Consider the following 26,102-nt stretch of genomic DNA (forward strand, 5'->3'; position numbering starts at 1 on the left):
TTAACCTAACCAAAAATATATACATTATGTTCTCTATTATATCTACTATGTTTTTAGGAATCGGCATCGGTTATGTATTGCGTAACTGGAGTATCTTGCAAAAAACAGAAAAGACAATTTCTCTTACAATATTCTTGTTGCTCTTCATTCTCGGTGTGTCTATCGGTTCTAATAGCCTGATTGTAAACAATCTCGGTAAATTCGGATGGCAGGCAGTTGTTCTTGCCGTGTCCGGTGTATTGGGAAGCCTGATCGCTGCCCGTCTGGTACTGCAATTGTTTTTTAGAAAAGGAGGCGAATAATAAAAAAGGAGTCTGATTTCTTTTAAGAGGAAAAAAGACGCGTTTATTCAAGAAGGAAGTGAACAATGAAAGGAAGTTTGATCGTTATATTATTCTTTTGTATAGGTTGTGTCATGGGAGCTTTCAATAAGTTCCAGTTTGATACGCACACTGTTTCGATGTATATACTTTATGCACTAATGCTGCAAGTGGGAATCAGTATCGGTTCTAATAAGAACCTGAAAGCGATTGTTTCACATTTGCATCCTAAAATGCTGTTGATTCCGTTGGGAACGATTATCGGTACGTTGCTGTTTTCTGCTTTAGCAAGCCTACTATTGCGCCAATGGAGCGTGTTCGACTGTATGGCAGTGGGAAGCGGATTCGCATACTATTCGCTCTCTTCTATCCTTATCACCCAGTTCAAAGAGCCTTCTATCGGGCTGCAACTGGCTACGGAATTAGGAACTATCGCACTACTGACTAATATTTTCCGTGAAATGATGGCACTTCTCGGTACTCCAATCATCAAGAAGTATTTCGGGAAACTGGCTCCTATTTCAGCGGCAGGAGTCAATTCGATGGATGTACTCCTGCCCTCCATCAGCAGATATTCGGGAAAAGAAATGATCCCCATCGCTATCTTACACGGTATTCTGATTGATATCAGTGTTCCTGTTTTCATTTCTTTTTTCTGTAATCTCTGATATTGCTTGCGATGGTTTGACAAGAGCAAGAATGAGCATTGTGAACGAAAGACAGAGATATTTTTATGTTTGGGGCTAGGTCCAGAGCTAATCAATTAATGCCCGGAAACAGCCAATACAAACTTTATATCAGCATAGGAGATATCGTCTCCTAATGCTGCTTTAATGGCAAATATTCCCATGTATTCATGTTCTTCCAGATGCTTACGAATCTTCGCCAGATTTTCAGCTTTCACTACTTTCTCCACTTCAATTTTTCCCAAACGGACATAATATTCCAGATGCCCGGCAATGGTTCCCGATACCAATTCGCGAGCTTTGGCTATTTCATCTATGCTCATTCCCTGGCAGAACATTTCATAGCTGACTAATTTTGTATCTTTTTTCTTCTCCTTCTCCGCTTCTTTTTTCTGTTTCTCTGCTTCCTTCTTCTGTTTTTCTTCCTCTTTCCGTTGCTTCTGTTCTTCTTTCCGTTGCTTCAGCTCTTCCCGTCGGCTTGCGGCTTCCCTATTATCAGAGATGAGCATATCCATTATTTCCGGTCTTTCCAATTGATTTTCCGCCATATACTTACGGACAATGCCTAATATTTCAAGCCCATACCTTTCCACCCCTTTTGCTCCGAAATAGGGTATCGCTTCCAGAGCTCTTGGATTATCCGGTAGCAGATTCACAATTCCCATCAACGCTTTCTGCTGCATAATAACATACGCAGGAAGATTCACCTCACGTGTTTTGGCTGTCCTCCATTCAGCCAGAGCACGATAAAGCCCCGGATGCAGAATATCCGTAGGCACTTCCACTTTCACCTTTTCAGCACCGCTACGTGTACGCTCTTTCCGTTCCTTCCGCTCTTTCTTTTCTTTCAACGCTTTCGAAGAACCGGAAGAAGAAGAATCATCCTCAAGACTCAACATTACTTTAGCCTTCAACTTCAAATAATCCGTAATAGCGAATCTCTCTCTTGCAGACACAGCCTCCAACAAAGACTCTTTAATCCACAACGCATCATCCAACGCCTGCATACGTTCCGCCAACAGCTTTCTCAACTCTTTATTATCAAGAGGCATATTAGTCTTATTATACAAAGCCCGAACCGGCGCCAACTCTTTATGAAAATATCTGGCCCCGGAACGAATCCGCTCCTGTAACTCCTGATTCGTCGCATAGTCTTCACTCTCATGTATCAACCGGGTATACTGGTTACGAAAACGCTGGGACACTTCCACTATTTTCTCTTTGATGCGAGGTTCCAATGCCTTATATTCTGCCAACTGCTTCGGAAAGAGCTTATACAAATCTTCATCTATCAAACGAAGCAATCGTTTATAAGCCTGATCGATCGAATAGAAATTAAACAAATCACTCAACAAATCAAAGAAATACGCCTTTTGCATATCGTTCAACTGCTGACTACCCGGCTTATTCTGCTCTACCGCTTTGGTGAAATTATCCACCATAGCATCACTAATAATGGCTTCCCTCCGCAAAGGAGACTCCAACACCATCCCTTCTAAAGTCTTGCAACGGCTCAACGCCACATAAGTCTGTCCGTGCGCAAAAGAGTTACGCGCATCAATAATGGCACGCTCAAACGTCAACCCCTGACTTTTATGTATCGTAATGGCCCATGCCAGACGGATAGGATATTGACGGAACGTTCCTTCTATCACTTCCGTGATTTCCTTTGTTTCCTCATTCAGTACGTACTTATAATTTCCCCACTCTTCCGGCAACAACTGAAATTCTGATTTATTCCCCTTCCCCCGCACGATAATACCTGCATCATTAACAGTGACCACCTCACCAATCATACCGTTATAATATCGTTTCTCGGACGATGGATCATTCTTCAGGAACATAATTTGTGCTCCTTCCTTTATTGTCAGGAGTTCATCCGCAGGATACGAATATTCGGGGAAGTCTCCTTCTATCTCGGCACGAAAATGATACGCCTTGCCGGACAAAGATGCCAATTCACGGTCATTTACTTTCTGTGCCTGATAATTATGTGTCGTCAGCCGAATATATCCTTCTTCTTTTTGTGGCTGGAAACCGGGCTGATAACGACGGTTCAGTTCATTCAGCACTTCATCATCAGCCTTATTTTCCCGGATTTTATTTAATAAAGACAGGAAGAATGTGTCACTCTGCCGGTAGACTTTTTTAAGTTCAATGGTCATATATACCGTTTCTTTCAACGCATGGCTCGCAAAGAAATAAGGGGTTTCGTAATGCTTCCTCAACAGTTCCCACTCATTATCTTTCACGACGGGAGCCAATTGCTGCAAATCTCCAATCATCAACAGTTGCACCCCGCCAAACGGTTTCTCTCTATCGCGATACCGCCGCAGAGTTGCATCCACCGCATCCAACAAATCGGCACGCACCATACTGATCTCATCAATAACGAGCAAATCCATGCTACGAATTATGTTCCGCTTTTCTTTACTGTAACGGTAATGTGTTTGGGAAGAATTAAAGGTAGTTTCCGGCACAAAAGGAGCAAAAGACAACTGAAAGAAAGAATGAATCGTTACGCCTCCCGCATTGATAGCTGCAATCCCTGTCGGAGCCAATACGACCATGCGTTTGGGCGTATGTTCTTTCAATCGTCTAAGAAATGTCGTTTTCCCGGTTCCGGCTTTTCCGGTAAGAAATAAATGTGTGCCTGTATTTTCTATGAACTGCCAAGCAAGTTGCAGTTCCGGGTTATTTTCCATGAAAGTTATATTGTTTTGTGCAAAGGTACAGAAAACTATATAGAGATTGAAATAAAAGTAGCAAACTTTTTCTGGTAGAGATGAGAAGCAATCGGATAAAAGAAAGTCCCGGTCGTTTTCATTAAATAACGACCGGGACGAGAGAACAATAAAAACACCAAATGTTGTGTTATATGCTTTGAGAGTTAATTTACATGATTGTTATACCAATCCGTATATTTTTCTCCTTTAGAATCTGCCCAAGCTTTAAAGTTAGGATATTCGGTATCAATACTCTTTTTTTCAGTTACTGAAATAAAGTTCAAGATAGGAATATCAATAGCAAACGGATAAGCTCCTTCTTTATCTATGTAATAAGCATCCTTTTGAGTACCTGCTAAAGACAAGTCCGCAAGAGATGTTGCCTCATGCTTAGGCAGATGCACTTCTGTACGACCTTTTTGCCCTTCGGCATACTTCACTATGATATAAGGATTATATGACTTTAAATCTTTCTTATTGAAAGAACCGCCTGTAAATTCACGGGTTATAGTATATACCTTTTGAATAGCTTGCTTCACATTCGGACAAACAATAATAGAAGATGTTGCAGATTCCGTATGTATCCCTTCCGTAGTAGCGGAAAAAGTCATTTTACCGAATTGTCCCTTATCTACCTGATAAGCAAAAGCATTCGCAAACACTGCACCATCATGTACAGGAGTAAATGTATCTACAATTTTAGTTACCTGGTTCTTTTTATCAAAAGATACGGCACGATTATATTCTACGATTACGTCATTCATATCATAATCTCCACCGCCAGGCCATATATCTTCAAAAGCTAATGTACCGGTCTTCGTTTCAGTTACATCCGGTTTTTCTGGTTCATTTCCATCATCCGGAGTTATAACAGGTCTGTCATTGGGTTCCTCAATAGTTTTTGATGCATTTACATAGAATAAAAGATCACAATAACTATTATTTGCCCCATCTTCTACTCCGATAATAACCTTGCCGCTTGTCTCGTCCTTTACAGATACAAAATTCTGTCGCTGCTGTCCCAACACCTGATTAGAAGCTAATAAATTAGAGAAACCTGATGCAACTTGTTTTGTTATATCAATTTCATTCTCACTCTGATTATATCCATCAGCATACATAAACCATCCTACCGTATAACCGGCTGGAAATTCCTCTTTAGCATTACCTTGTTCATCAAAATAGAGCAAACGTACTTTACTGCCACATTTCAAAATAGGCAACTGACCTCCATATACAGAGAAAGAAACATTTGGAAATATGATATACTTCTTCATATCTGACATTCCGCGCATATCAGGTTCCTTAGATGTTTTATAATAATAATACCCGAACGAATTATTATACATGGCATCCCGATTCAGGAAAATAACATCCAATGCAGTCCCATCTTGTGTTACCGTAATATTTGTAGTTCTGGATTGGGTAACTAAATTCATATTATCAACATTCGCTATTCCATCAGGATTAAAGAAATTCTTCAAACGTTGCGTCAAACTTCCAACCGTTTCATCACCAACGTTCTCTTCAAATGACATATATTTACTGTCAAGACTTCCTCCCTCTCCCCATTTACATAAGGAATACAGTTTATTATTTCCATTCAAGACATAAGGAACCGTCCCTTGAAAACCATAAGACCGTGTATTATTTTTTGCTTTTACAGTAGAAGCTCCTATATTTGACATATCAAAACTAACCATACCATCCTTTATTTCCAATGGCATACACCTTGGTAATCCCCAACTTTCCGTATATAGGTATATCGATTTTACAGAAGTAGGAATATTCATCTTTCCATTAAACTTTCCGCTTTCATCTGTGTAAATCTTGAATAAAGCTTCCACTCCTTGTTTTTTTACAGGTGTATTATCCACAATTTCCATCGGATCAATGTCATAGACTTCAATAAGAGCCGCAAATCCGGGTAATGCATAATTCACATCAAGCGACACATCTCCACGTGTTTCGAATCCAAAATATTCTTCAGGACCTTTTACAGGTTCTTTCCCATAATTAGGATCATACAAATCCTTTTCTGCACATCCTACTGCCATACCGATAAATACCGTTGCAACGAAAAAGTTCAATAAATGCTTAATTCTCATAATCTATATATATTTTTAAGTTTGTTTTGTCTAGGCATAAACCCATAATCAAGCCTAATTATGCCACAAATATATATACAAATATCCCATTTTTAAGGCTTATCTTAAAAATGGGATACCGAATCAAAAAATATTGTTATTAATCCTTGGAATCTATTTCATTGTCCCCCCTACAATATCCAGCAACTCATTCGTAATTGCTTGCTGACGACTCTTATTGTACTGCTTTGTCAAATCCTGAATCAGCTCGTTTGCATTGTCCGTAGCCACTTGCATAGCTAGGGTACGTGCAGCATGTTCCGATGCATTAGAGTCGACGGCAGCGGTAAAAATCTTCTGGCTCAATACTGTTGGTATTAAGCTGGCGATCAATTCTTCCGCGTTCGGTTCGATGATATAATCATTGGCAATTTCATGCTCCTCTACCTCCTCCTTATTCATGCTGTCCTCTTCACTTACCACATTCGTCATATCAATGGGGAGATACGTCTCCCGGAGAAGAATCTGTACCCCCATTGACTTGAAGTGATGATAGATTATTTCCACGCGGTCTACTTCTCCTGCCACATACATATCCATTAGTCGGTGAGCCAATTCGGCAGCCTCCTGATACGTCGGTTTGTCGGAGAGCGTCGGAGAAGTCTCCTGCGGTTTGAATCCCATTCGTTTGACCGCTTCATCCACCTTCTTGCCAATTGGGAATATCAAGATATTATCCTGTCCCAGGGTGCGGAACTCTCCGATCGTTTGCATCATCATTTTGATGACGTTGGCGTTGAAAGCACCACAAAGAGAAGTGTTTGAAGAAAAGACGACGATTGCTACACGTTTCACTTCACGCTCCTGCACATAAGGAGATTCGATGGGCAGGTCCGCGCTTAGGAAGTTAGTCAGAATCTTGTTCAACTTCTTCTGATAAGGCAGCATATTCTCAATGGCTCCTTGTGCCTTGTGTAATTTGGCAGAAGCCACCATCTTCATTGCTGAAGTGATTTTTCGGGTACTTTTTACCGAATTTATTCTGGTTTTTACTTCTTTCAGTGAAGCCATTTTTTTATTGGTTAGTGGTTAATTATTAATAGTTGGTGATAGTGATTAATAATTGGTGGTTAGTGGTTGGTGACAGTAAGCTAATCACTTATCACTAACCAACTAATCACTATTATAAGTACTGTTTCGCCACCATAGCGGCAGTCTCTTCGATAGCTTTAATCACGTTATCGTCGATCACGCCCGTTTTCAGTATGTCCAATACATCCTCCTGGTGGTTCAGTTGCAGAGATTCGATGAAACTGCGTTCAAAGTCTTGCACCTTATCCAATGGGACATCATGTAGAAGTCCGTGCGTACCACAGTAGAGGATAGCAATCTGCTGCTCTACGGGCATCGGGCTGTATTGCGGTTGAATCAATAATTGTCCGTTCTTACGTCCTTTATCAATAGTCAGGGCAGTAATCGGGTCCATGTCGCTGCTGAACTTAGAGAAGGCTTCCAACTCGCGATATTGCGCCTGGTCAATCTTCAATGTTCCGGCCACCTTCTTCATAGCCTTAATCTGCGCGTTACCACCTACACGGGATACGGAGATACCGACGTTGATAGCCGGACGCGTACCCTGGTTGAACAAGTCAGTCTCAAGGAATATCTGTCCGTCGGTGATAGAAATCACGTTCGTCGGGATATAAGCCGATACGTCACCTGCTTGCGTTTCGATGATAGGCAATGCTGTGAGCGAGCCGCCACCTTTCACAATCCCCTTCAGACTTTCCGGGAGATCGTTCATTTCGCGTGCCACTTCTTCCTGACTGATAATCTTGGCAGCACGTTCCAACAGACGGGAGTGCAGATAGAAGATATCACCCGGATAAGCCTCACGACCGGACGGACGGCGAAGAATCAGCGAAACCTCACGATAAGCCACCGCCTGTTTGGAAAGGTCATCATAAACCACCAACGCATGACGGCCGGTATCACGGAAATACTCGCCGATGGCAGCACCTGCAAACGGAGCGTAATACTGCAACGCAGCCGGGTCACCAGCCGTGGCAGCTACAACCACCGTGTAGTCCAGTGCTCCGTACTCACGAAGCGTATTAACGATAGAAGCAACGGTAGAACCCTTCTGACCGATAGCTACATAGATACAATATACAGGGTCGCCTGCCAGGAAGTTAATGCGCTGGTTGATAATCGTATCAATCGCAATGGCAGTCTTTCCTGTCTGGCGGTCACCGATAATCAACTCACGCTGTCCGCGACCGATAGGAATCATGGCGTCCACAGCCTTCAATCCGGTCTGCAACGGCTGGTTCACAGGCTGACGATAGATTACTCCCGGAGCTTTACGTTCCAAAGGCATATCATACAGTTCGCCGCCAATCAATCCTTTTCCGTCGAGCGGTTCGCCCAGCGGGTCGATCACACGTCCCAGCATGCCCTCTCCTACACGGATGGAGGCGATACGTTTGGTACGCTTCACGACGAATCCTTCTTTGATTTTGTCCGTCGGGCCCAACAGTACAGCACCCACGTTGTCCTCTTCGAGGTTCATCACGATTGCTTTGATACCATTGTCAAACTCCAGCAATTCATTGGCCTCGGCGTTCCGTAGTCCATAGATACGCACTACGCCGTCACTCACCTGGAGCACCGTACCGATTTCGTCAAGTTGCACATTGGCATTGATTCCTTCGAGCTGCTTGCGCAATATATCGGATACTTCGCTTACTCTTATATTCTCAGACATTATACAATTCTCCTATTCTTATCAATAAATTGTTGTTTCACTCGCTTCAACTGCGTGGCAACGCTTGCATCCAACCGATAGTCGTTGATATCAAAGATAAACCCACCTTCGATAGAAGGATCTATCACCGTTTCCAGCTCCATCTGAGCATGCAGGATATGTGCGGCAGCCGACCGGATCCGGTCTTCTGTTTCCTTATTGACAGGAACGGCTGTAATCAGCTTTCCTACGCCAATATGTTTCAACTTCCGGTAGAGATCCAGATACATCAGGCTGATAAATTGCAGATAGCCTTCACGCCTGTTTCGCAGTACCAAAGTGATAAATTGGACAAACTCTCTGGTCGATTTACCGTCACCATCGGCAGCTGTGCAGACTAACGCCAACTTTTCCTTGGTCGTGATGACGGGATTATCAAGCGCTTCGCGCAGACCGGGCTGTTCACAAAAGCTGTGCGACAGGGTCAGAAACTCCTGATACAACCTGTCTTCCAGACCTTTTTCCTGTGCGTATTCAATGATAGCTTTTGCATAACGCATTGAGAGTATTCCGACTTCCATCTTCCTTAGTTCTTATTCGGGGTTAGTACTTCATCCAGCATGCGGTCGATCATGCCCATCTGTACATCCTTGTCCTCAAGACTCTTGCGGAGCACTTTCTCGGCGATGTCAACAGAAAGCACGGCCACCTGGCGACGGATGTCGCGGATTGCTTCGTCTTTCTCCATCTGGATTTGTTGTTTCACCGCATCAAGTTCTTTTTGTGCGGCAATTTCGGCTTGTTTACGGGCCTCGTGAACAATCTTGTCACGTTCTTCCATTGCTTCCCTCAAGATGCGTCCTTGCTCTTTGTTGGCGGCTGCCACCAATGCGTCGCCTTCTTGTTTCAGTTTAGACAACTGGGCATTAGCTTCCCTCGCCACCTCCAAAGACTGGTCGATATAGGTCTTACGGCCTTCCACCATCTTGATGATGACGGGGAAGCCGTATTTCGCCAATATCACGAACACAATCCCGAATGAGAGAAACATCCAGAACAGCAGGCCACTATCAGGTAATAGTAATGACATAATCTTTATTTACGATTTTACGATTTACAATTTACGATTTCGCGGCTGCCCATTGCATGAGGATCTCCCCCATTTAGAAACAGGGTTTTACGCCTGCGAAATTCGCTTGTTATATACCTGATTAGAGGAAGAACACCAACAGACAAACTACTACCGCCAACAGGGCCACACCTTCAATCAAGGCGGCGGCGATAATCATGTTCATACGAATGTCTCCCGATGCTTCCGGCTGGCGTGCGATAGCTTCCATTGCCGAACCACCAATCTTACCAATACCCAAACCAGCTCCGATTACTGCAAGACCTGCACCGATAGCTGCACCTAATTTACTAACTCCTACTGCTGCTGCAGTGGCTTGTAACAATACTGATAGTAACATAATTTTCAGTTTTAAAATGGTTTATATTTTCTCTTGTTTTTATTATTTAATTCCTCATTCCGCGCGTTTATTCCGTATTCGTTCAGTCACGTTTTCACCGCGTTTCATTGATTATTCTTCTGTTTTCACTTTGGCTCCTTCCTGTGCCAGTCCGATAAACACTGCCGACAACATCGTAAATACGTAAGCCTGGATGAAAGCCACCAGCAGTTCAAGCGCATTCATAAAGATGTTGAACAATACGGAAGCCACCGTGAGCGTGCCGTTCAGCGCAGGCCCCATGCTTGCCGAGATAAAGATCAGGCAGGTGAGCACCAGCATCGCCATGTGTCCGGCCAGCATATTAGCAAAAAGACGGATCATCAAAGCAAACGGTTTCGTAAAGATTCCGAAGAACTCGATGAACGGCATCATCGGCACAGGCACTTTCAGCCACCAAGGTACATCGGGCCAGAAAATATCTTTCCAGTAATGTTTCGTACCGAAGATATTGACTGCAAGGAACGTGCAGACCGCCAGCACCATCGTGATAGCGATATTTCCCGTCACATTCGCGCCTCCGGGGAAGAACGGAATCAATCCCATCATGTTATTGATAAAGATGAAAAAGAACGCTGTCAGCAGATATGGCGCGAACTTCCGGTAGTTGGGTCCGACACAACTCTTGATGATGTCGTCGTTCACCATCATGATGAACATCTCCATGAATCCGATAAATCCTCCCGGTGCTTTGGCTCCTTGCGGACGCTTCCTGTACCAGTGTGCCACGCACAACACGATAACGAGCAACAATACGCTGTTGAACAACAAGGCAAACGTCACTTTCGTAATGGAGATATCCCAGGGGCGAACCTGTTCGCCTGCGGCGTCATACTCTACCAGTTTGCCTTCATACTTGCTTCCTGCGGGAGCGATGGAAAGTCCTTCATACGTACCTCCATTCTCTTCGAGACGGGAAGAAAGGAACGTGTGCCAACCTGAAGTGCTACTATAAACAATAATAGGTAACGGTATAGTAATATGCGTGTTACCCCATGTTGTAATATGCCATTCGTAGGAGTCGCCGATATGACCGAACACAATTTCTTTCACATCAACCGTGTTCTCCTGTTCCTCCTTCGGAGTAATTTCGTCCTGCGTCTGCTGCGCCACCGCTTCCCCCTCTTGCTCTTGCGCAAGAACCGGCAAACTGACCGCTGCCATCAGGCAGAACAGAATCAACGGAGCTACTATGTTATGCAACTGTTTCATGTTTCTTCTTATTTTTCTTTTTCCGTTTCTGGTTCATCTCAAAAGAGAAGAAAAACCAGGTTTCGAATATCAGATATATCAAATAGAACGAGATAAACGTCAGTAAAAAAGCTCTGGCTTCTTCGCGTACAGCAAGGCAATAAATCAAGACCAGAATCAGCGAAAGAATCATCTTTATCATCTTCATTGCCAAATACAACAGTAACAATCTCTGCGGAGCGTGCCGCCGGCAAGCGTCGAACATATAGATGCTGGCCAACCCGAAGAAGTAAAAATAAACCGGTATAAACGGATACCCTCCGAAATAATGCCCCGGCAGAGCGAAGTGTAGGATAACAGCTCCGAGCGCCGCACTAATCACTGCAAATAAGGTATGCCAACAGATAAAGTTCCGTTTAGTTTTACTAATATTCATCATGTTACTGTGTTTTTCTGTAAGGTTATTATCTCGTTTTTTTCAATCTTTAGATACTTGGTCTTTGTGCCGGAAGGCTTCCGTCAGGAAACACAGGCAGAAACCGTGCCGTCACTCATTTCAACAAAACCGCCCTGAATATCCATCGTGTGCTCTTCTCCCTCCATCGTCGTATAACTCAACGTTCCCGCTTTCAGCGACGATACAATGGGCGCATGCCCCGGCAGAATAGAAAACGAACCGATCATGCCCGGCAATGTGACAATCTTCACATCTCCGTCGAATATGCTCTTTTCGGGCGATACTATACTCAAATGCAGTTCTTTCATCACTCTATATTTTTATTTTTTCGCCTGTTCCAGCAATTTCTTACCTTTCTCTATTGCTTCCTCAATCGTACCGACATTCAGGAAAGCCTGTTCGGGAAGATAATCCACTTCTCCGTCCAGAATCATCTTGAATCCCTTGATGGTATCTTCAATACCCACCATCACACCCGGAACACCTGTAAACTGTTCGGCTACGGCAAACGGTTGCGAAAGGAAACGCTGCACACGGCGGGCGCGGTTCACTACCATCTTGTCTTCTTCCGAGAGTTCTTCCATACCGAGGATAGAGATAATATCCTGCAATTCCTTGTTACGCTGCAAGATTTGTTTTACGCGCTGCGCTATGTCGTAATGTTCCTGGCCTACAATGTGCGGGTCGAGGATACGTGACGTAGATGCCAACGGGTCGACAGCCGGATAGATACCCAGCTCGGTGATCTTACGGTCGAGTACGGTAGTTGCGTCCAAGTGGCTGAAAGTCGTTGCAGGAGCCGGGTCGGTCAAGTCATCGGCAGGCACATACACCGCTTGTACGGAGGTGATAGAACCTTTGCGGGTAGACGTGATACGTTCCTGCATCGCACCCATTTCCGTGGCCAGCGTAGGCTGGTAACCAACGGCGGAGGGCATACGTCCCAAAAGGGCGGACACTTCCGAACCTGCTTGCGTGAAACGGAAGATATTATCGATAAAGAACAGGATATCGCGTTTCTCACCTTCTTTACCGGCGTCGCGGAAAGATTCCGCTACCGTCAGTCCGGACAGTGCCACAGAAGCACGTGCGCCCGGAGGTTCGTTCATCTGACCGAAAATCAGCGACACTTGCGATTTCTCCAGTTCGTTATAATCTACTTTCGAAAGATCCCAGTGACCTTTCTCCATGCTTTCCTTGAATGCTTCGCCGTAGCGGATAACGCCGGATTCGATCATTTCGCGCAGCAAGTCGTTACCTTCACGGGTACGTTCACCTACTCCGGCAAATACGGAGAATCCGTTATGTTTCTTGGCGATATTATTGATAAGTTCCTGGATCAATACGGTTTTTCCCACACCGGCGCCGCCGAACAAACCGATTTTACCACCTTTGGCATACGGTTCGAGCAGGTCGATCACTTTGATACCCGTGAAAAGCACCTCTTGCACAGTTGTCAAATCCTCAAATTTAGGGGGGTCCCGGTGAATGGAATACGCACCGTCGCGGTTGAGTCCTTTCATACCGTCGATCGAATCACCGACTACGTTCATCAGTCGTCCTTTAATCTGTTCGCCTATCGGCATAGTGATCGGGCCTCCGGTGGGATACACTTTCATGCCTCTCTGAAGTCCGTCGGTACTATCCATCGCTACGGTACGCACCGTATTTTCGCCGATATGTTGCTGAACTTCTACAACCAGTATTTTGCCGTTTGGCCTCTTTATCTCCAGTGCGTCGTGGATGCTTGGCAGCACCAGTTCCGCATCCGTACCTTCAAAGTACACATCGACCACAGGGCCGATCACCTGCGAGATATGTCCGATAATCTGTGACATAAGCAATCTCTTTTATTTATATTATTCTTTTCTCTCCTTTTTGACCTTATAATATGATAAGGAATAAACATTTTCGCGTTTTACCTAATTTCAATATTATAATAAACAGTTGAATTAATTTTTTGTTCAACTATTTTCTATATCCTAGAAACTTCTACCACTAGAAATAGTTAAAGAAACAACTGCACAAATGTAGAAACAATTCCATATCGTTGTTACTCCTTTTTCATTATTTGTCGTTCGCTAACACTTATTAGACTAATAACAACTACAGATTGACCAATTTAGACGAATTTCGACTACAAATCAATAGCAAAATAGATTTTAACTATCAATAAACTAAATTTCCGTATCCAGTTTCCTTTCTCATTGTTTAAAATCAAGGATTTAGCCATGACACAAAATAGTAGCACAAACAACTAGTTTTGTGTTCGAGCACAACGAACATTGTTTTTCCACGCTTTCCTTAAGAAAGTTTAAAGCCATATTTCCTATTTTCTCACTATCCATTTCTCTATATTCCACGTTTACACACTAAAATTCACACCAATCTTTAAATATAATCAACGCATATACAATTATAATCTCGTTTTTTTGCTGTAATTTTGCACCACTAATATAAAACACTCAAAATGATGAAGAAAATACTGTTACTCGGTTCCGGAGAACTAGGAAAAGAATTTGTAATTTCAGCTCAACGTAAAGGTCAACACATCATTGCCTGCGACTCGTACGCGGGAGCACCTGCTATGCAAGTGGCTGATGAATTTGAAGTATTCGATATGCTGAACGGTGAAGAACTGGAGCGTGTCGTAAAGAAACACCAGCCGGACATTATCGTTCCGGAGATTGAAGCGATCCGCACAGAACGTTTGTATGACTTCGAAAAAGAAGGCATTCAGGTAGTGCCCAGCGCCCGTGCCGTGAACTTCACGATGAATCGTAAAGCTATCCGCGACCTTGCCGCCAAAGAGCTCGGACTGAAAACAGCCAGATACTTCTACGCCAAAACATTGGACGAACTGAAAGAAGCTGCCGCTAAAATCGGTTTCCCTTGTGTCGTTAAACCGTTGATGTCATCCTCCGGTAAAGGACAGTCGCTGGTGAAGAGTGCCGACGAACTTGAACACGCCTGGGAATACGGATGCAGCGGAAGCCGTGGCGATATCCGCGAGCTTATCATTGAAGAATTTATCAAATTCGACAGCGAAATCACCCTGCTCACCGTTACTCAAAAGAACGGCCCCACCCTGTTCTGCCCTCCTATCGGACACGTGCAGAAAGGTGGCGACTATCGCGAAAGTTTCCAGCCTGCACACATCGATCCTGCTCATTTGAAAGAAGCGGAAGAGATGGCAGAAAAAGTAACCCGCGCGCTGACAGGCGCAGGACTTTGGGGAGTTGAGTTCTTCCTAAGCCATGAAAACGGAGTCTATTTCTCCGAACTTTCTCCACGTCCGCACGATACCGGCATGGTAACTTTGGCAGGAACACAAAATCTGAATGAATTTGAATTGCACCTGCGTGCCGTGCTCGGTCTGCCTATTCCGGGCATCAAGCAAGAACGAATAGGCGCAAGTGCCGTCATCCTCTCTCCGATTGCCAGCCAGGAGCGCCCTCAATATCGTGGACTGGAAGAAGTGACCAAAGAAGAAGATACCTATCTACGTATATTCGGCAAACCGTTTACACGCGTCAACCGTCGTATGGGTGTGGTGCTTTGCTACGCTCCGCTCGATGCTGATTTGGATGCGTTGCGCGACAAGGCTAAGAGAATTGCAGAGAAAGTAGAAGTTTACTAAAAAAGAAATTTAGAGATAAGATGAATAGAATCCGCCAAGTAAACCTGTCTGACATTCCAGCACTACAAGAGCTATATCAGCATACAGTCCTGACTGTGAACCGAAAAGATTATACAGCCGAAGAAGTAGCAGACTGGGCTTCGTGCGGAGACGATACATCACATTGGGGTGAGCTTTTCGAAGAGCAACATTACGTGGTTGCAGAAAATGAAGAAGGTGTGATTGTAGGCTTCGGCTCTGTCAACGACGACGGATATATGCACACGCTGTTTGTCCATAAGGACTTTCAGCATCAAGGCATTGCGACATCTTTGTATAAATATCTCGAAGCATACGCACGAGAAAGAGGTGCGAAAAGATTAACATCGGAGGTTAGCATCACGGCAAAACCGTTTTTCGAGAAACAAGGTTTTCAGGTTGATGAAGAACAAAAACGGAAAGCTAATCAAATGTGTCTCACCAATTATAAAATGAGCAAGCAACTCTATTAATCTATATCGTTTCACATCTAAAATGCAAAGACATAGAATCAGTCTCACTTACTGACGAAGAGAAAACTTATTCTATTGATAAAAAACTCCAACCAATGCGACTTTATCCGCCACTTGGTTGGAGTTCTTTTTTAGCTTTATGAAATATTTTTCAGATACATAACAATGAAACTATCGTTTCTTACTCAAGAAACGTTTTGCCAAATATTTACGTATCGGTTCGTCATACAGTTTCAGGCACAGATAAGCAAGCACGATACTCAAGACAAAGACGCACACGGCTACGTGCCAAGTCTCGCCCAACGTATAGAGCTTATTCTCAATCAGCCATGCATAGAACAGATACATCAACGGATAATGGATCACATAAACCGGATAGGATATATCCCCCAGAAATTTGCATATCTTTGTCGATTGCACGTCCGTAGTGGTGCCCGACGCTCCTATCCAAAGAATGATAGGGAAAGCCACAATCACACAAAACGCTTCATAAACACCATTCATGCAAAGCGGCTCCATTCCTTCGAGATAAGGAACAGCGAACAGGGCAATCAATGCAACGGTACAGATCCAGAAAGCACCTCTCACCTTCATAGGCTTGAAGTTACGCGACATCAGCATACCCAGCGAAAAAGGGAAAAGCATACGTAGGGAGCCGCCCAGGAAGTTAACCCCGTCCAGCGTCCAGCCCACTCCTATGTTTCCATAAGTGGAGACATTGAAGACGGCAAACGCTGCCAATGCTACCCCCAGCAACACCACAAATACCGTCAGCGCCTTGTTGGACAAGCGACGGATGAACAACGCATACAGGATATTACCGATATACTCGAAAAATAACGACCAGCAAGGGCCGTTCAACGGAAACATCTCACCGTTGCCACGAACTTCATATCCCACCCCCGGCATGGCAGGAATGAAGAATATCGTGCAAAGAAGAGACAACATAATCATGGAGATGGCTACATGCGTTCCATCCCATTGCACACAACCCTGAATACAGAATGTGATAGCACCCAATACGGCACCCATAACGACCATCGGATGAAGACGTATCAAACGACGTTTAAAGAAATCTTTCATGGTGAGACTCTTGCCCCAACGGTCGTCATAAGCGTAACCGATCACGAAACCCGAAAGGATAAAGAAGAAATCCACGGCAAGATAACCGTGGTTGAGAGTCTCGATATTGCCACCACCGGCAAAAGCATATCCCTCGAATACATGATACCATATCACCATAAGAGCCGCTACACCGCGAAGTCCGTCAAGAAGATCATAATGTGCTTTGGTATCTGCAAAGGCTGAAGAAGAAATGTTCGACATCTGTTTTTCTATTAGTTAGTTAGTATTTTCAGATGGCAAAGATACGGTTTGCGAAACGAAGTTCTTTTGCTTAAAAGCAAAAAAGCCCTACCGAAAACTATTTTTTAGCACGTACCCGACTAAGCGTGTAGATGGAAATGCCCAAAAAGGCAGCCACATACTTCAGCTTCACCCGGTTTATCAGTCCGGGATAGCGACGGTTGAACTGCTCATACCGTTCTTTAGGCGAAAGCTGGAGCCGTTCCACAAACATGTGGCTAAGCTCTTTGTTGACATTCTGATGCAGGATGCGCCCCCAGTTGGCTATGTCGATATAGGTTTCGTAGAGCATATTCAGCTTGTCGATATGGATGACGTAGATTTTGCAATCGGAAAGCGTTTCAATGCTCTCCACCGACGGTTGCTGATAGTAGAGCGAATCCATGCCGAACGTAATGTCGCCTTCCAGCGTGAACCACGTAGTAGTGTCCTGTCCGTTGTGATGGAATACGGAACGGGCAATGCCCTCTTCAATGAAATAAACCAGGCGGTCTGTTACCCCCGACTGGACGATATAGGTATCTTTAGGATAATATCGCAGTTCCATATTCGCCTGAAGCGCCTGAAGCGCTTCATCGGATACCGGATAGATTTCTCTGATTTTTTGAATAATGTTTTCCATTTTGAGATTCCTTACTTGATATTCGACAGGCCACCGGACGGACATTTCTAATGACGCACCTTAGGATACTTATTATTGAAACGGAATCCCAAGCCGAGCATCAGATAATTAGGTGTCTGAAAGTTTTGGAGATTGTAACCGATGTGAAGGAAAGAGCTACGTGTCACGTCTATCTTCAACGCAAAGACCTGATACAGCCCCCGCAAATCGCCACGCCCCAGCACATTCGTTCCCAAACCGACATTGATGGTGAAAAACGGCATTACATACTCCGCCCGTCCCGAAAGTCCGAGAGCAAGCTGATGCTGAATGCCCGGCACAAGAAACCTGCGTCCGGAAGTGCCGCTGCCTCCATCGTAATCGTACTCCACAATCCGGTCTTCGGTGTACACATTGGCACTACCGTCATAAACACCGTCCAGCGAGACGCCGAATCGCAGCTTATAGTTGAGGTTGTACATCGGGGCAAAGTTGAATCCCGCCACGGGGTAACTGCCCGGCGAAGCTATCTGCTTCCCGCTTTCTACATACACGCCTTTTCGTCTCCACGAGCCGAACAACACAAGATCGTAACTGATATGACGGGGAAAACGGGGAATATACGGCTTGACCAAAGACTTGGTCAGGTCGGATTCTTCACGGTTGAAGTTGTACACCAGACCGATTTTCGCTCCGGTGGTGTTCACTCCTGCGTTGGGGAATTTGGTGTTGCCGTTGGAGAAATGCGTAAAATCTCCGCCGATGATAAAATCGAAATAACGGGAAAGCGACCAATTGAGGTAGATACCTGCATTGAGATACGCATTCACCCGTGAACCTACCGCTCCGTTGTAGGAGTTGTAATCGTTATCGTATGGTTTCCATCCGGCAGAAAGGCCGAAATTCCACTCGTAATTGAGCGAAAGACGGGGATTGAAACGGGCGATACGTGCGCCCTGAAAGACATAGAACGTCACCGGATCACCGAGTTGCTTACGGTCGCCAAAGGTGGTGACGGCCAAGCCGAAGCCTTGGTAGGCTCCGCCGTAGATACGGTCGGCACAGGTATTGGGACGAAACTTGAAGGAATATTTCAAATGAGCGGCAAAGGAACTTTGGATGGGCTTCCACCGTTCGTTCTCTCCTTGCAGGAAAGGATTGGTGGGGAACACGTATTGCGGCCGAGCTTCTATCCCCAACCGGTGAATGAACCGATGGGGAACGTAAGGAGCTACCGTGTCCATGCCACATTGCGGGAAACTGTTGCGCCGGAATCCATGAAGTTCTTCCTGCAATCGACGCACTTCTTCACGAAGTTCGCGGACGTCCTGCTGGAGTTGCTCCACGTCTTGCCTGACCTCTTTCACCTCCTGCCCCACTTCTTGCGCGCACAGCGAAGCAACGGGGAAAAGCAAGGCGGAACAGAATAGGATGATTTCCCGTCTGGGTATCTTTACTCTCATATCATAGTCTGGTTAGTCTTTTTCAGAACGAAGTTTATAAATGGAGCTTCTCGATAAACTGCGCTACATGATAGCCATCCATCAATCCATGATGGCAAGTGACGGAAACGGGCATCATCAGCCTTTCTCCTTCGCGGAAGTATTTACCGGTGGAGATTTTGGGAACGCTGTCGCCCGAACGCATATTGGTGGGATGCTTCATATCGGTGAAAGAGAGCCACGGCACGGCCGAATAATGAATGGCGTTGGGATGAAACGTACCTCCTTTGTTGAGTCCCGTAGTGGCTTGCAGGCGTTCCATCTCGGCTTTTGCCCGACGGATAAAGACGAGTTCGTCCGGATCGTATTCAAAAGCGGCAAAAGAAAAGGTGTGGTCGGCACGCCCCACAGTGGCTTCGGGCAGAAGACTGTCATAACACACCACTCGATCGCCTTCGATGCGGTAGCGGAACTCTTCCACGGCAGCCGCAGCAGTCACGATGCGGTGAAGGACGAGCAGGGAAAAGGAAACGCCTTTGTCTTTGGCTTCCTGATACGCGCGCGTACAATCTACATTGACCGTCACTCCAAAAAAAGGATCGTCAAAAGCACTGAAATGTTCGTAATGTTCTCTTCTGTTCCAAGTAGCAATATCGATGATCTTCTCTATCTGATTCATTCTAAACACTCTTTTTTAAGTTTCACCACAGAGGGCACAGAGGACACAGAGATTTTATAGAGTTTTTATAGAACTTTTTCACCGGATTAATGCAATTGATTCCATTGCTTCCGGTCTTACCTTACCGAAAAAACTCTGTGTCCTTTGTGTCCTCTGTGGTGAATAAATTACTGATGTTGCTCACGCAACAAGTCATTCACTGTCTTCACCGGGTTAAAGGTAGAAAGAGGAACTTCTACAAAGACGGTATTCCAGTCGCTCATCGCACCATTCCACAAGCCGGGAAGTTCGAGGGCTTTCAGGTCTTTACCGTTCTTCGATTTGTAGGAGATGAAGCCGGTGGCTTTATCTACATATTTCACCAGGTCGAATTTATGTCCTTTATAATCACGCACAGCGCATACGAGGTCTACCGGATTGAAGTGCGTACCCTTCTCGAACATTTCTTTCTTCTCCGGATCGTCCATGTCGATCTGCGAGCTTTCGAGAATTTGCAGGGAGATAGTTCCGTCGCTGTTGTAAGCAAGGAACGGACCGCCGCCGGGTTCGCCTACGTTCTTCACCATTCCGCAGACACGCATCGGGCGGTTGAACTTGTTTTTGAGGTAAATGGCCAGTACGGAGTCTTCGAGGTCTTTCGTTTCCGGGTTCTTGCAGAAGAGTTTCTTTTGCAGGAATTGAAGCATTTCCATCATCTGGTCGTGCGTATACTTGCCGCTGTCGAGCAGCGTGAGGTATTCGAATACTTGTTTTTGCAGGGTCACGAGCACTCCGGCAATCAGTTTCTTATACGTAACGGTGTCGGCTTTCAAACGGTCGGGCACTACGTTGTCGATGTTCTTGATGAAGATGATGTCTGCGTCCAAGTCGTTCAGGTTCTCAATCAGCGCGCCATGACCACCGGGACGGAACAGCAGTTTGCCGTTGTCGCGGAACGGTTGGTTGTCCATATCGGCAGCAATGGTGTCGGTACTTGGCTTCTGCTCGGAGAAGGTGATGTAATAGTCTACGCCGTAACGTTTGGCGAAGTCGTCCACTTTTTCCGTCACGAGCTTCTTGAAAAGTTCGCGGTGTTCGGTAGACACGGTGAAGTGTACGTTCACTTTGCCGCTCTTGCCGGCTGCATACAGAGCGCCTTCGGCAAGATGTTCCTCCATCGGAGTGCGGGAGCCTTCGGGATATTTATGGAATTTGAGCAGACCTTTCGGTAGTGCGCCATAGTTCAGTCCTGCAGTCTCCAGCAGGGCGGACACCACTGCTTTATAGTTGCCTTCTTCCATCAGTCCGGGAATGTCTTTTCCGGAGATACGCTGGCAGGCCACATTCAGATCGTCATAGAAAGCAAAATTCTTGATTCCGTCAAAGAAGGCCTGTTCGAACTTGGTAGTCGGCTGGTCATAATCGGCGGACAGAAACTCGAATAGATTCTTAAACATACGACTTGCAGCACCGGAGGCAGGCACGAACTTCACAACAGTCTTATCTGTGTTTGTATATGCATCCCAGGCGGCCAGATAAGCCTTCTGTTCTTCTGCGTCGGGAGCTAATATGCCCTTTTCGATGGAAGCTGCCGCATCCAGTTTTAAAAAGGGAAATCCCGTCTGGAAGCATGCTAATTGTTCTGCAATTTGCTCTTCCGTGATGCCTTTCTTGGCAAGCAACTCTTTGTCCTGTGTCGTTATCATAATATCTAATTTTATTAATTGATGCCCAAAAATACAAAATGTTATTTACTTCTTGCCGAATAACCGGAAAAAAAACTACTTTTACATCGAATTAACAAGATTGAATATGGACGACTTTTTTACATTGGAGGAAAAAAAGGAGCTTTTTTCACTCTATCGACATTTATTGCAGTCTGCCGGAGACAGTATTTTCTGGAGAGATTGCCAAAAGTTAAAGAAACATCTTATCAAAGCGGCCCAATGTAACGGTCTGCAACGCAATAACTTCGGGATGAATCCCGTCATCAGAGATTTACAAACAGCAGTGATCGTTGCCGAGGAAATCGGTATGAAAGGTTCGTGCCTGATCGGGATCATGTTGCACGAAATCGTGAAAGGTCATGTATTGTCTATCGACGAGGTGAACGCCGAATATGGTGAAGACGTGGCAAGTATCATCAAGGGATTAGTGAAGACGAACGAGCTGTATGCCAAAAGCCCTGCCATCGAGTCGGAGAATTTCCGTAATCTGCTGCTGTCGTTTGCGGAGGATATGCGCGTAATCCTGATTATGATTGCCGACCGCGTGAACGTGATGCGCAAAATAAAGGATACAGGCAACGAGGAGGACCGGATCAAGGTAGCAAACGAAGCAGCATATCTGTATGCTCCGCTGGCTCACAAGCTGGGATTGTATAAGCTGAAATCGGAACTGGAGGATTTGTCTCTCAAATATACGCAGAAAGAGACATATTATTTCATCAAGGATAAGCTGAACGAAACGAAGGCTTCCCGCGACAAGTATATCGCCGCTTTTATCGAACCGATCCAAAAGAAGGTGGCGGAAGCGGGACTGAAGTTCGACATCAAGGGACGCACGAAGTCGATTCATTCGATATGGAACAAGATTCAGAAGCAAAAGACTCCTTTTGAGGGGATTTATGACTTGTTCGCCATCCGTATCATACTGGATTCGGAACCGGACCCGGCGAAGGAGAAGCAGGAGTGCTGGCAGGTGTATTCGATTGTGACGGATATGTACCAGCCGAACCCGAAGCGTCTGCGCGACTGGCTTTCAATACCGAAGAGTAATGGTTACGAGTCGTTGCACATCACCGTGATGGGCCCGGAAGGGAAATGGGTGGAAGTGCAGATACGTACCCGACGGATGGACGAGATCGCGGAACGCGGACTGGCTGCGCACTGGAGATATAAAGGTATCAAAGGAGAAACGGGCTTGGACGAGTGGCTGACTTCCGTGCGGGAGGCATTGGAGAACGCGGACAACGACTCGATGAAGGTGATGGATCAGTTTAAGATGGATCTCTACGAGGATGAAGTGTTTGTCTTTACGCCCAAGGGGGATTTGTTCAAGCTGGCTAAAGGGGCTACGGTGCTCGATTTTGCTTTCCATATACATAGTAAGTTGGGATGCAAGTGTATCGGCGCGAAAGTGAACGGCAAGAATGTGCAGTTGAAGCAGAAGTTGAACAGCGGCGACCAGGTGGAAATCATGACTTCAAACACCCAGACTCCGAAACAGGACTGGCTGAACATCGTGACGACTTCCAAAGCACGCACCAAGATACGCCAGGCGCTCAAAGAGATGGTGGCACGCCAACATGCGTTTGCCAAAGAGACGCTGGAACGAAAATTCAAGAACCGCAAACTGGAGTATGATGAAGCAACCATGATGCGCCTCATCAAGCGTTTGGGATTCAAGAACGTGACGGAATTTTATCAACGGATTGCCGATGGCGGACTGGATGTGAACGAGATTCTGGATAAATACATCGAACAGCAGAAACGGGACAGCGATACGCACGATGAAATTGTTTATCGGAGTGCCGAAGGGTATAATTTGCAGACCGCACAGGAGGAAACGACATCTAAAGAGGACGTACTGGTGATTGACCAGAATCTGAAAGGACTGGAGTTTAAACTGGCTAAATGTTGTAACCCGATTTATGGCGATGATGTGTTCGGGTTCGTAACGGTGAGCGGCGGCATCAAGATACACCGGTCGGATTGTCCGAACGCGAACCAGATGCGCGAACGTTTCGGCTACCGGATTGTGAAGGCTCGCTGGGCGGGCAAGTCGGAAGGTACGCAATATCCGATCACGCTGCGCGTTGTAGGACATGATGATATTGGTATCGTGACAAATATTACTTCGATCATCTCGAAAGAGAATGGTATCACGCTACGTTCTATCGGTATTGATTCGAACGATGGGTTGTTCTCTGGCACACTGACAGTAATGGTGGGTGATACGGGGCGTTTGGAGGCTCTTATCAAAAAATTACGGACGGTGAAGGGAGTAAAACAGGTGAGCAGGAATTAAGATTAAGACAGAAGAACAAAAGAACATATTTTTGGATACGTATGATGAAAATCAAAAAACAATCATCACTCCTGAAATATGTTCTTTTGTTCTTCTGTCTATTTTATCTTACCTTCTTCTTTATATAATAAGGATAAGTAACCAATACGAAGAACAGCAAAGCGATAGAAGCTACCATCTGTCCGGTATGGAGCATCTTGTCTGTATCTAATTCCATGTAGCACGCAGTAGCGATACCCAGGGAGATACCGACTTCACTTGCCAATAAATGGGTAGTGTTGGCTGTTCCGCGTTGGCAATGATGGGATAGTTTCACAAATATCATCAGGAATTCCGGCATGGTTAAACCTAAACCCAATCCCAAGAGTACGGAAGAGATGCCTATCGAAAGGTCTGTGTTCAATAAGGACATGGCTACCATTTCCAACCCGATTCCTATAATGACCAGGCGCAGCGTTTTCTCTTTGAAGAAGAACAGGCGCGCAAAGAACAAGGAAGCAATGTATCCGAGGGCTGTGCCGATAAAGAACGGTACGGGGATTCCCATGTTTCCGAGTACGAAATCGTTTAGAAAAGGGTGTACCATTGGAATCAGTAAGCCCGGAACAAATGTTATCAGAATCAGGTTGATAGCGGGAACCCATCCACGAAGCAATAAGAAACGGTCGAAGGAATAGAGTTTAGTGACAATCGGCGCACGGAAAGGTACATATACCCCCGATAGCATGAGAATTCCTACAGCTCCGGTTATGACAGATACAGTGAGCAGATTCTGGAATGAGTGGCTTTGATAAAGCCACACTCCGAGGATAATTCCAAAGAGCATTCCCAAACGTGCCGTCCACGAGAAGCTGACATTTCCCGCGCTCCGCAGTGTGGAGTTGGTGATGTCGATAGCCAAGGTGATACCGGCAGTAGTGCCTATGCCAAAGGCCAGTCCTTGTACGGTACTCAACAGGATTAGTTCTGTGAAGTTCGTCACAAAGGCGTACCCAATCGTCGCCACTACCATCAGGGCAGCAGCAAACATACATACGTATTTACGTTTGTAGGCATCTACCAGGTAAGCATGGAAAGGACCGATGAGGAACATCCCCAAGGTGAAAAAAAGAAAGATTACTCCTGTCTGTGCGGCCGGCACTCCGAGACGGTCGGCCATCTCTACGGAAAGTACCGGAAATAACACATACAAGGATATAAACAACAGCAAATTAGCTACACATATCCGCATAAAATGAACTGTCCACAATTTAACTGCCATATACTATCTTAATATTGTTCCTTCTCGTTGGGGAAGTAGCAATTCTTCACGTCGGAAACGTAACGGCTGATGGCGTCGGTCATCACCGTGTACAAGTCAGCATAACGACGTAAGAAACGCGGACGGAATCCGTTGTTCATGCCAAGCATGTCCTGAATAACCAATACCTGACCGTCTACGTGGCCGCCGGCACCGATTCCGATGATAGGAATAGTAAGTTCGGAAGCTACACGCTCTGCAAGGGTAGCAGGTATTTTTTCGAGTACAATGGCAAAACAGCCTGCTTCTTCCAATAAATGGGCGTCGCGAATCAGTTTGTCGGCTTCGGCTTCGTCTTTGGCACGTACGGTATAGGTTCCGTATTTGTTAATGGATTGAGGCATGAGTCCCAAATGTCCCATCACAGGGATACCGGCGCATACGATACGTTTCACCGTGTCAATGATTTCTTCACCGCCTTCGAGCTTCAATGCGTCAGCGTGACTTTCTTTCATGATGCGGATAGCGGAAGCAAGTCCCTCCATCTCGTTGCCCTGGTAAGATCCGAAAGGCATATCAACTACCACCATCGCACGCTTTACACCACGTACTACGGATTTGGCATGATAAATCATTTGGTCGAGCGTGATAGGTAATGTAGTCACGTTACCTGCCATTACGTTAGAAGCGGAGTCGCCTACCAGGATTACGTCCATTCCCGCACCGTCTACAATCTGTGCCATTGTGTAATCATACGCAGTCAGCATAGATATTTTTTCGCCTCTCTGTTTCATTTCAACCAAGCGATGAGTAGTCACCTTTCTTGTGTCATCTGATATATAACCAGCCATGTCTTTTTAATTTATGATTTATGAATTATGATTTATGTCATTGATGTCTGCGCATTTGGACGCT

The 26,102-nt window shown here is 45.4% G+C and carries 23 protein-coding genes; 5 read left to right on the forward strand and 18 right to left on the reverse strand.

Annotated features, from left to right (window positions below; genetic code table 11):
• The first annotated feature begins 26 nt into the window (after nucleotides 1-26).
• Both KFO40_RS11015 and KFO40_RS11020 read left to right on the forward strand, forming a co-directional pair.
• Nucleotides 27-302, forward strand: a complete 276-nt coding sequence (locus tag KFO40_RS11015) for a LysO family transporter (RefSeq protein ID WP_211146360.1) — start codon at nucleotides 27-29, stop codon at nucleotides 300-302.
• Between the two features lie 65 nt (nucleotides 303-367).
• On the forward strand, nucleotides 368-988 hold the full coding sequence (locus tag KFO40_RS11020) for a lysine exporter LysO family protein (protein ID WP_211146361.1): 621 nt from the start codon (nucleotides 368-370) through the stop codon (nucleotides 986-988).
• 95 nt (nucleotides 989-1,083) lie between these two features.
• Here the strand turns inward: KFO40_RS11020 and KFO40_RS11025 are convergent, their stop codons facing one another.
• The 11 genes from KFO40_RS11025 to atpD form a co-directional block, all read right to left on the reverse strand.
• On the reverse strand, nucleotides 1,084-3,711 hold the full coding sequence (locus KFO40_RS11025; RefSeq protein ID WP_211146362.1) for a helix-turn-helix domain-containing protein: 2,628 nt from the start codon (nucleotides 3,709-3,711) through the stop codon (nucleotides 1,084-1,086).
• 185 nt (nucleotides 3,712-3,896) lie between these two features.
• Nucleotides 3,897-5,840 (reverse strand): LruC domain-containing protein, encoded by a 1,944-nt coding sequence (locus tag KFO40_RS11030; protein WP_008022601.1) that lies wholly within the window; start codon nucleotides 5,838-5,840, stop codon nucleotides 3,897-3,899.
• Nucleotides 5,841-5,993: 153 nt separating this feature from the next.
• Nucleotides 5,994-6,890, reverse strand: a complete 897-nt coding sequence (locus tag KFO40_RS11035; protein ID WP_087321164.1) for a F0F1 ATP synthase subunit gamma — start codon at nucleotides 6,888-6,890, stop codon at nucleotides 5,994-5,996.
• Nucleotides 6,891-7,002: 112 nt separating this feature from the next.
• Nucleotides 7,003-8,586 (reverse strand): F0F1 ATP synthase subunit alpha, encoded by a 1,584-nt coding sequence (atpA, locus tag KFO40_RS11040; protein ID WP_211146363.1) that lies wholly within the window; start codon nucleotides 8,584-8,586, stop codon nucleotides 7,003-7,005.
• Nucleotides 8,586-9,146, reverse strand: coding sequence for a F0F1 ATP synthase subunit delta (locus KFO40_RS11045; protein WP_008022606.1), 561 nt, complete (start codon nucleotides 9,144-9,146; stop codon nucleotides 8,586-8,588). Before KFO40_RS11045 ends, atpA begins: the two co-directional genes overlap by 1 nt.
• Nucleotides 9,147-9,151: 5 nt before the next feature.
• Nucleotides 9,152-9,655, reverse strand: coding sequence for a F0F1 ATP synthase subunit B (gene atpF / locus KFO40_RS11050; protein ID WP_087321168.1), 504 nt, complete (start codon nucleotides 9,653-9,655; stop codon nucleotides 9,152-9,154).
• A 121-nt stretch (nucleotides 9,656-9,776) separates the two neighbouring features.
• Nucleotides 9,777-10,034: an ATP synthase F0 subunit C gene (atpE, locus tag KFO40_RS11055; RefSeq protein ID WP_004295758.1), complete on the reverse strand. Its 258-nt coding sequence runs from the start codon at nucleotides 10,032-10,034 to the stop codon at nucleotides 9,777-9,779.
• Between the two features lie 111 nt (nucleotides 10,035-10,145).
• Entirely contained in the window at nucleotides 10,146-11,285 is a 1,140-nt protein-coding gene (gene atpB / locus KFO40_RS11060) for a F0F1 ATP synthase subunit A (protein WP_117683836.1), read from the reverse strand.
• Nucleotides 11,269-11,703 (reverse strand): hypothetical protein, encoded by a 435-nt coding sequence (locus tag KFO40_RS11065; protein WP_008022610.1) that lies wholly within the window; start codon nucleotides 11,701-11,703, stop codon nucleotides 11,269-11,271. The genes atpB and KFO40_RS11065 overlap by 17 nt, the downstream gene beginning before the upstream one ends.
• Before the next feature lie 80 nt (nucleotides 11,704-11,783).
• On the reverse strand, nucleotides 11,784-12,029 hold the full coding sequence (gene atpC, locus KFO40_RS11070; protein WP_004315304.1) for an ATP synthase F1 subunit epsilon: 246 nt from the start codon (nucleotides 12,027-12,029) through the stop codon (nucleotides 11,784-11,786).
• Between the two features lie 12 nt (nucleotides 12,030-12,041).
• Nucleotides 12,042-13,559 (reverse strand): F0F1 ATP synthase subunit beta, encoded by a 1,518-nt coding sequence (gene atpD / locus KFO40_RS11075; protein WP_004315305.1) that lies wholly within the window; start codon nucleotides 13,557-13,559, stop codon nucleotides 12,042-12,044.
• Nucleotides 13,560-14,194: 635 nt separating this feature from the next.
• On the opposite strand from atpD, the gene purT reads away from it, so the two are divergent.
• Nucleotides 14,195-15,361 (forward strand): formate-dependent phosphoribosylglycinamide formyltransferase, encoded by a 1,167-nt coding sequence (gene purT / locus KFO40_RS11080; protein WP_121960521.1) that lies wholly within the window; start codon nucleotides 14,195-14,197, stop codon nucleotides 15,359-15,361.
• Between the two features lie 20 nt (nucleotides 15,362-15,381).
• Nucleotides 15,382-15,852: a GNAT family N-acetyltransferase gene (locus KFO40_RS11085; protein ID WP_008639984.1), complete on the forward strand. Its 471-nt coding sequence runs from the start codon at nucleotides 15,382-15,384 to the stop codon at nucleotides 15,850-15,852.
• Nucleotides 15,853-16,023: 171 nt separating this feature from the next.
• Here KFO40_RS11085 and KFO40_RS11090 read toward each other — a convergent pair whose 3' ends face one another.
• From KFO40_RS11090 to KFO40_RS11110, 5 genes are all read right to left on the reverse strand, one after another.
• Entirely contained in the window at nucleotides 16,024-17,178 is a 1,155-nt protein-coding gene (locus KFO40_RS11090) for an acyltransferase family protein (RefSeq protein WP_004315308.1), read from the reverse strand.
• Nucleotides 17,179-17,275: 97 nt separating this feature from the next.
• Complete coding sequence (locus KFO40_RS11095; RefSeq protein WP_004315309.1) at nucleotides 17,276-17,839, reverse strand: Crp/Fnr family transcriptional regulator; 564 nt, start codon at nucleotides 17,837-17,839, stop codon at nucleotides 17,276-17,278.
• A 47-nt stretch (nucleotides 17,840-17,886) separates the two neighbouring features.
• The gene (locus KFO40_RS11100) at nucleotides 17,887-19,281 is read right to left on the reverse strand and encodes an acyloxyacyl hydrolase (RefSeq protein WP_008639981.1); all 1,395 of its coding nucleotides are present in this window, start codon (nucleotides 19,279-19,281) and stop codon (nucleotides 17,887-17,889) included.
• Nucleotides 19,282-19,315: 34 nt separating this feature from the next.
• The gene (locus tag KFO40_RS11105) at nucleotides 19,316-19,939 is read right to left on the reverse strand and encodes a chloramphenicol acetyltransferase (RefSeq protein WP_049702678.1); all 624 of its coding nucleotides are present in this window, start codon (nucleotides 19,937-19,939) and stop codon (nucleotides 19,316-19,318) included.
• 167 nt (nucleotides 19,940-20,106) lie between these two features.
• Complete coding sequence (locus KFO40_RS11110; RefSeq protein ID WP_015531024.1) at nucleotides 20,107-21,624, reverse strand: DUF4301 family protein; 1,518 nt, start codon at nucleotides 21,622-21,624, stop codon at nucleotides 20,107-20,109.
• A gap of 106 nt (nucleotides 21,625-21,730) precedes the next feature.
• Here KFO40_RS11110 and KFO40_RS11115 point away from each other — a divergent pair, with 106 nt between their 5' ends.
• A complete protein-coding gene (locus KFO40_RS11115) occupies nucleotides 21,731-23,947 on the forward strand; it encodes a RelA/SpoT family protein (RefSeq protein WP_004316962.1) in 2,217 nt (738 codons plus the stop codon).
• Between the two features lie 103 nt (nucleotides 23,948-24,050).
• On the opposite strand, the gene KFO40_RS11120 is transcribed toward KFO40_RS11115, so the two are convergent.
• Nucleotides 24,051-25,208 carry an MFS transporter gene (locus KFO40_RS11120; RefSeq protein WP_117683476.1) on the reverse strand — a complete coding sequence of 386 codons (1,158 nt, stop codon included), beginning with the start codon at nucleotides 25,206-25,208 and terminating at the stop codon, nucleotides 24,051-24,053.
• Nucleotides 25,209-25,216: 8 nt separating this feature from the next.
• On the reverse strand, nucleotides 25,217-26,038 hold the full coding sequence (panB, locus tag KFO40_RS11125; RefSeq protein WP_004316964.1) for a 3-methyl-2-oxobutanoate hydroxymethyltransferase: 822 nt from the start codon (nucleotides 26,036-26,038) through the stop codon (nucleotides 25,217-25,219).
• Nucleotides 26,039-26,102 lie beyond the last annotated feature (64 nt).

It is taken from the genome of Bacteroides sp. 1001302B_160321_D4, from assembly GCF_015667765.1.
In the GTDB taxonomy this organism is placed as follows: domain Bacteria; phylum Bacteroidota; class Bacteroidia; order Bacteroidales; family Bacteroidaceae; genus Bacteroides; species Bacteroides xylanisolvens.

Excerpts from the sequence above, each read along its gene's own strand:
- KFO40_RS11065 (WP_008022610.1), bottom strand. The coding sequence starts at position 11,703 with ATGATGAATATTAGTAAAACTAAACGGAACTTTATCTGTTGGCATACC.
- atpC (WP_004315304.1), bottom strand. The coding sequence starts at position 12,029 with ATGAAAGAACTGCATTTGAGTATAGTATCGCCCGAAAAGAGCATATTC.
- atpB (WP_117683836.1), bottom strand. The coding sequence starts at position 11,285 with ATGAAACAGTTGCATAACATAGTAGCTCCGTTGATTCTGTTCTGCCTG.
- purT (WP_121960521.1), top strand. The coding sequence starts at position 14,195 with ATGAAGAAAATACTGTTACTCGGTTCCGGAGAACTAGGAAAAGAATTT.
- atpE (WP_004295758.1), bottom strand. The coding sequence starts at position 10,034 with ATGTTACTATCAGTATTGTTACAAGCCACTGCAGCAGCAGTAGGAGTT.
- KFO40_RS11120 (WP_117683476.1), bottom strand. The coding sequence starts at position 25,208 with ATGGCAGTTAAATTGTGGACAGTTCATTTTATGCGGATATGTGTAGCT.
- KFO40_RS11115 (WP_004316962.1), top strand. The coding sequence starts at position 21,731 with ATGGACGACTTTTTTACATTGGAGGAAAAAAAGGAGCTTTTTTCACTC.
- atpA (WP_211146363.1), bottom strand. The coding sequence starts at position 8,586 with ATGTCTGAGAATATAAGAGTAAGCGAAGTATCCGATATATTGCGCAAG.
- KFO40_RS11020 (WP_211146361.1), top strand. The coding sequence starts at position 368 with ATGAAAGGAAGTTTGATCGTTATATTATTCTTTTGTATAGGTTGTGTC.
- KFO40_RS11030 (WP_008022601.1), bottom strand. The coding sequence starts at position 5,840 with ATGAGAATTAAGCATTTATTGAACTTTTTCGTTGCAACGGTATTTATC.
- KFO40_RS11105 (WP_049702678.1), bottom strand. The coding sequence starts at position 19,939 with ATGAATCAGATAGAGAAGATCATCGATATTGCTACTTGGAACAGAAGA.
- KFO40_RS11035 (WP_087321164.1), bottom strand. The coding sequence starts at position 6,890 with ATGGCTTCACTGAAAGAAGTAAAAACCAGAATAAATTCGGTAAAAAGT.
- KFO40_RS11025 (WP_211146362.1), bottom strand. The coding sequence starts at position 3,711 with ATGGAAAATAACCCGGAACTGCAACTTGCTTGGCAGTTCATAGAAAAT.
- KFO40_RS11015 (WP_211146360.1), top strand. The coding sequence starts at position 27 with ATGTTCTCTATTATATCTACTATGTTTTTAGGAATCGGCATCGGTTAT.
- KFO40_RS11045 (WP_008022606.1), bottom strand. The coding sequence starts at position 9,146 with ATGGAAGTCGGAATACTCTCAATGCGTTATGCAAAAGCTATCATTGAA.
- KFO40_RS11100 (WP_008639981.1), bottom strand. The coding sequence starts at position 19,281 with ATGAGAGTAAAGATACCCAGACGGGAAATCATCCTATTCTGTTCCGCC.
- atpD (WP_004315305.1), bottom strand. The coding sequence starts at position 13,559 with ATGTCACAGATTATCGGACATATCTCGCAGGTGATCGGCCCTGTGGTC.
- KFO40_RS11095 (WP_004315309.1), bottom strand. The coding sequence starts at position 17,839 with ATGGAAAACATTATTCAAAAAATCAGAGAAATCTATCCGGTATCCGAT.
- atpF (WP_087321168.1), bottom strand. The coding sequence starts at position 9,655 with ATGTCATTACTATTACCTGATAGTGGCCTGCTGTTCTGGATGTTTCTC.
- KFO40_RS11090 (WP_004315308.1), bottom strand. The coding sequence starts at position 17,178 with ATGTCGAACATTTCTTCTTCAGCCTTTGCAGATACCAAAGCACATTAT.
- KFO40_RS11110 (WP_015531024.1), bottom strand. The coding sequence starts at position 21,624 with ATGATAACGACACAGGACAAAGAGTTGCTTGCCAAGAAAGGCATCACG.
- panB (WP_004316964.1), bottom strand. The coding sequence starts at position 26,038 with ATGGCTGGTTATATATCAGATGACACAAGAAAGGTGACTACTCATCGC.
- KFO40_RS11085 (WP_008639984.1), top strand. The coding sequence starts at position 15,382 with ATGAATAGAATCCGCCAAGTAAACCTGTCTGACATTCCAGCACTACAA.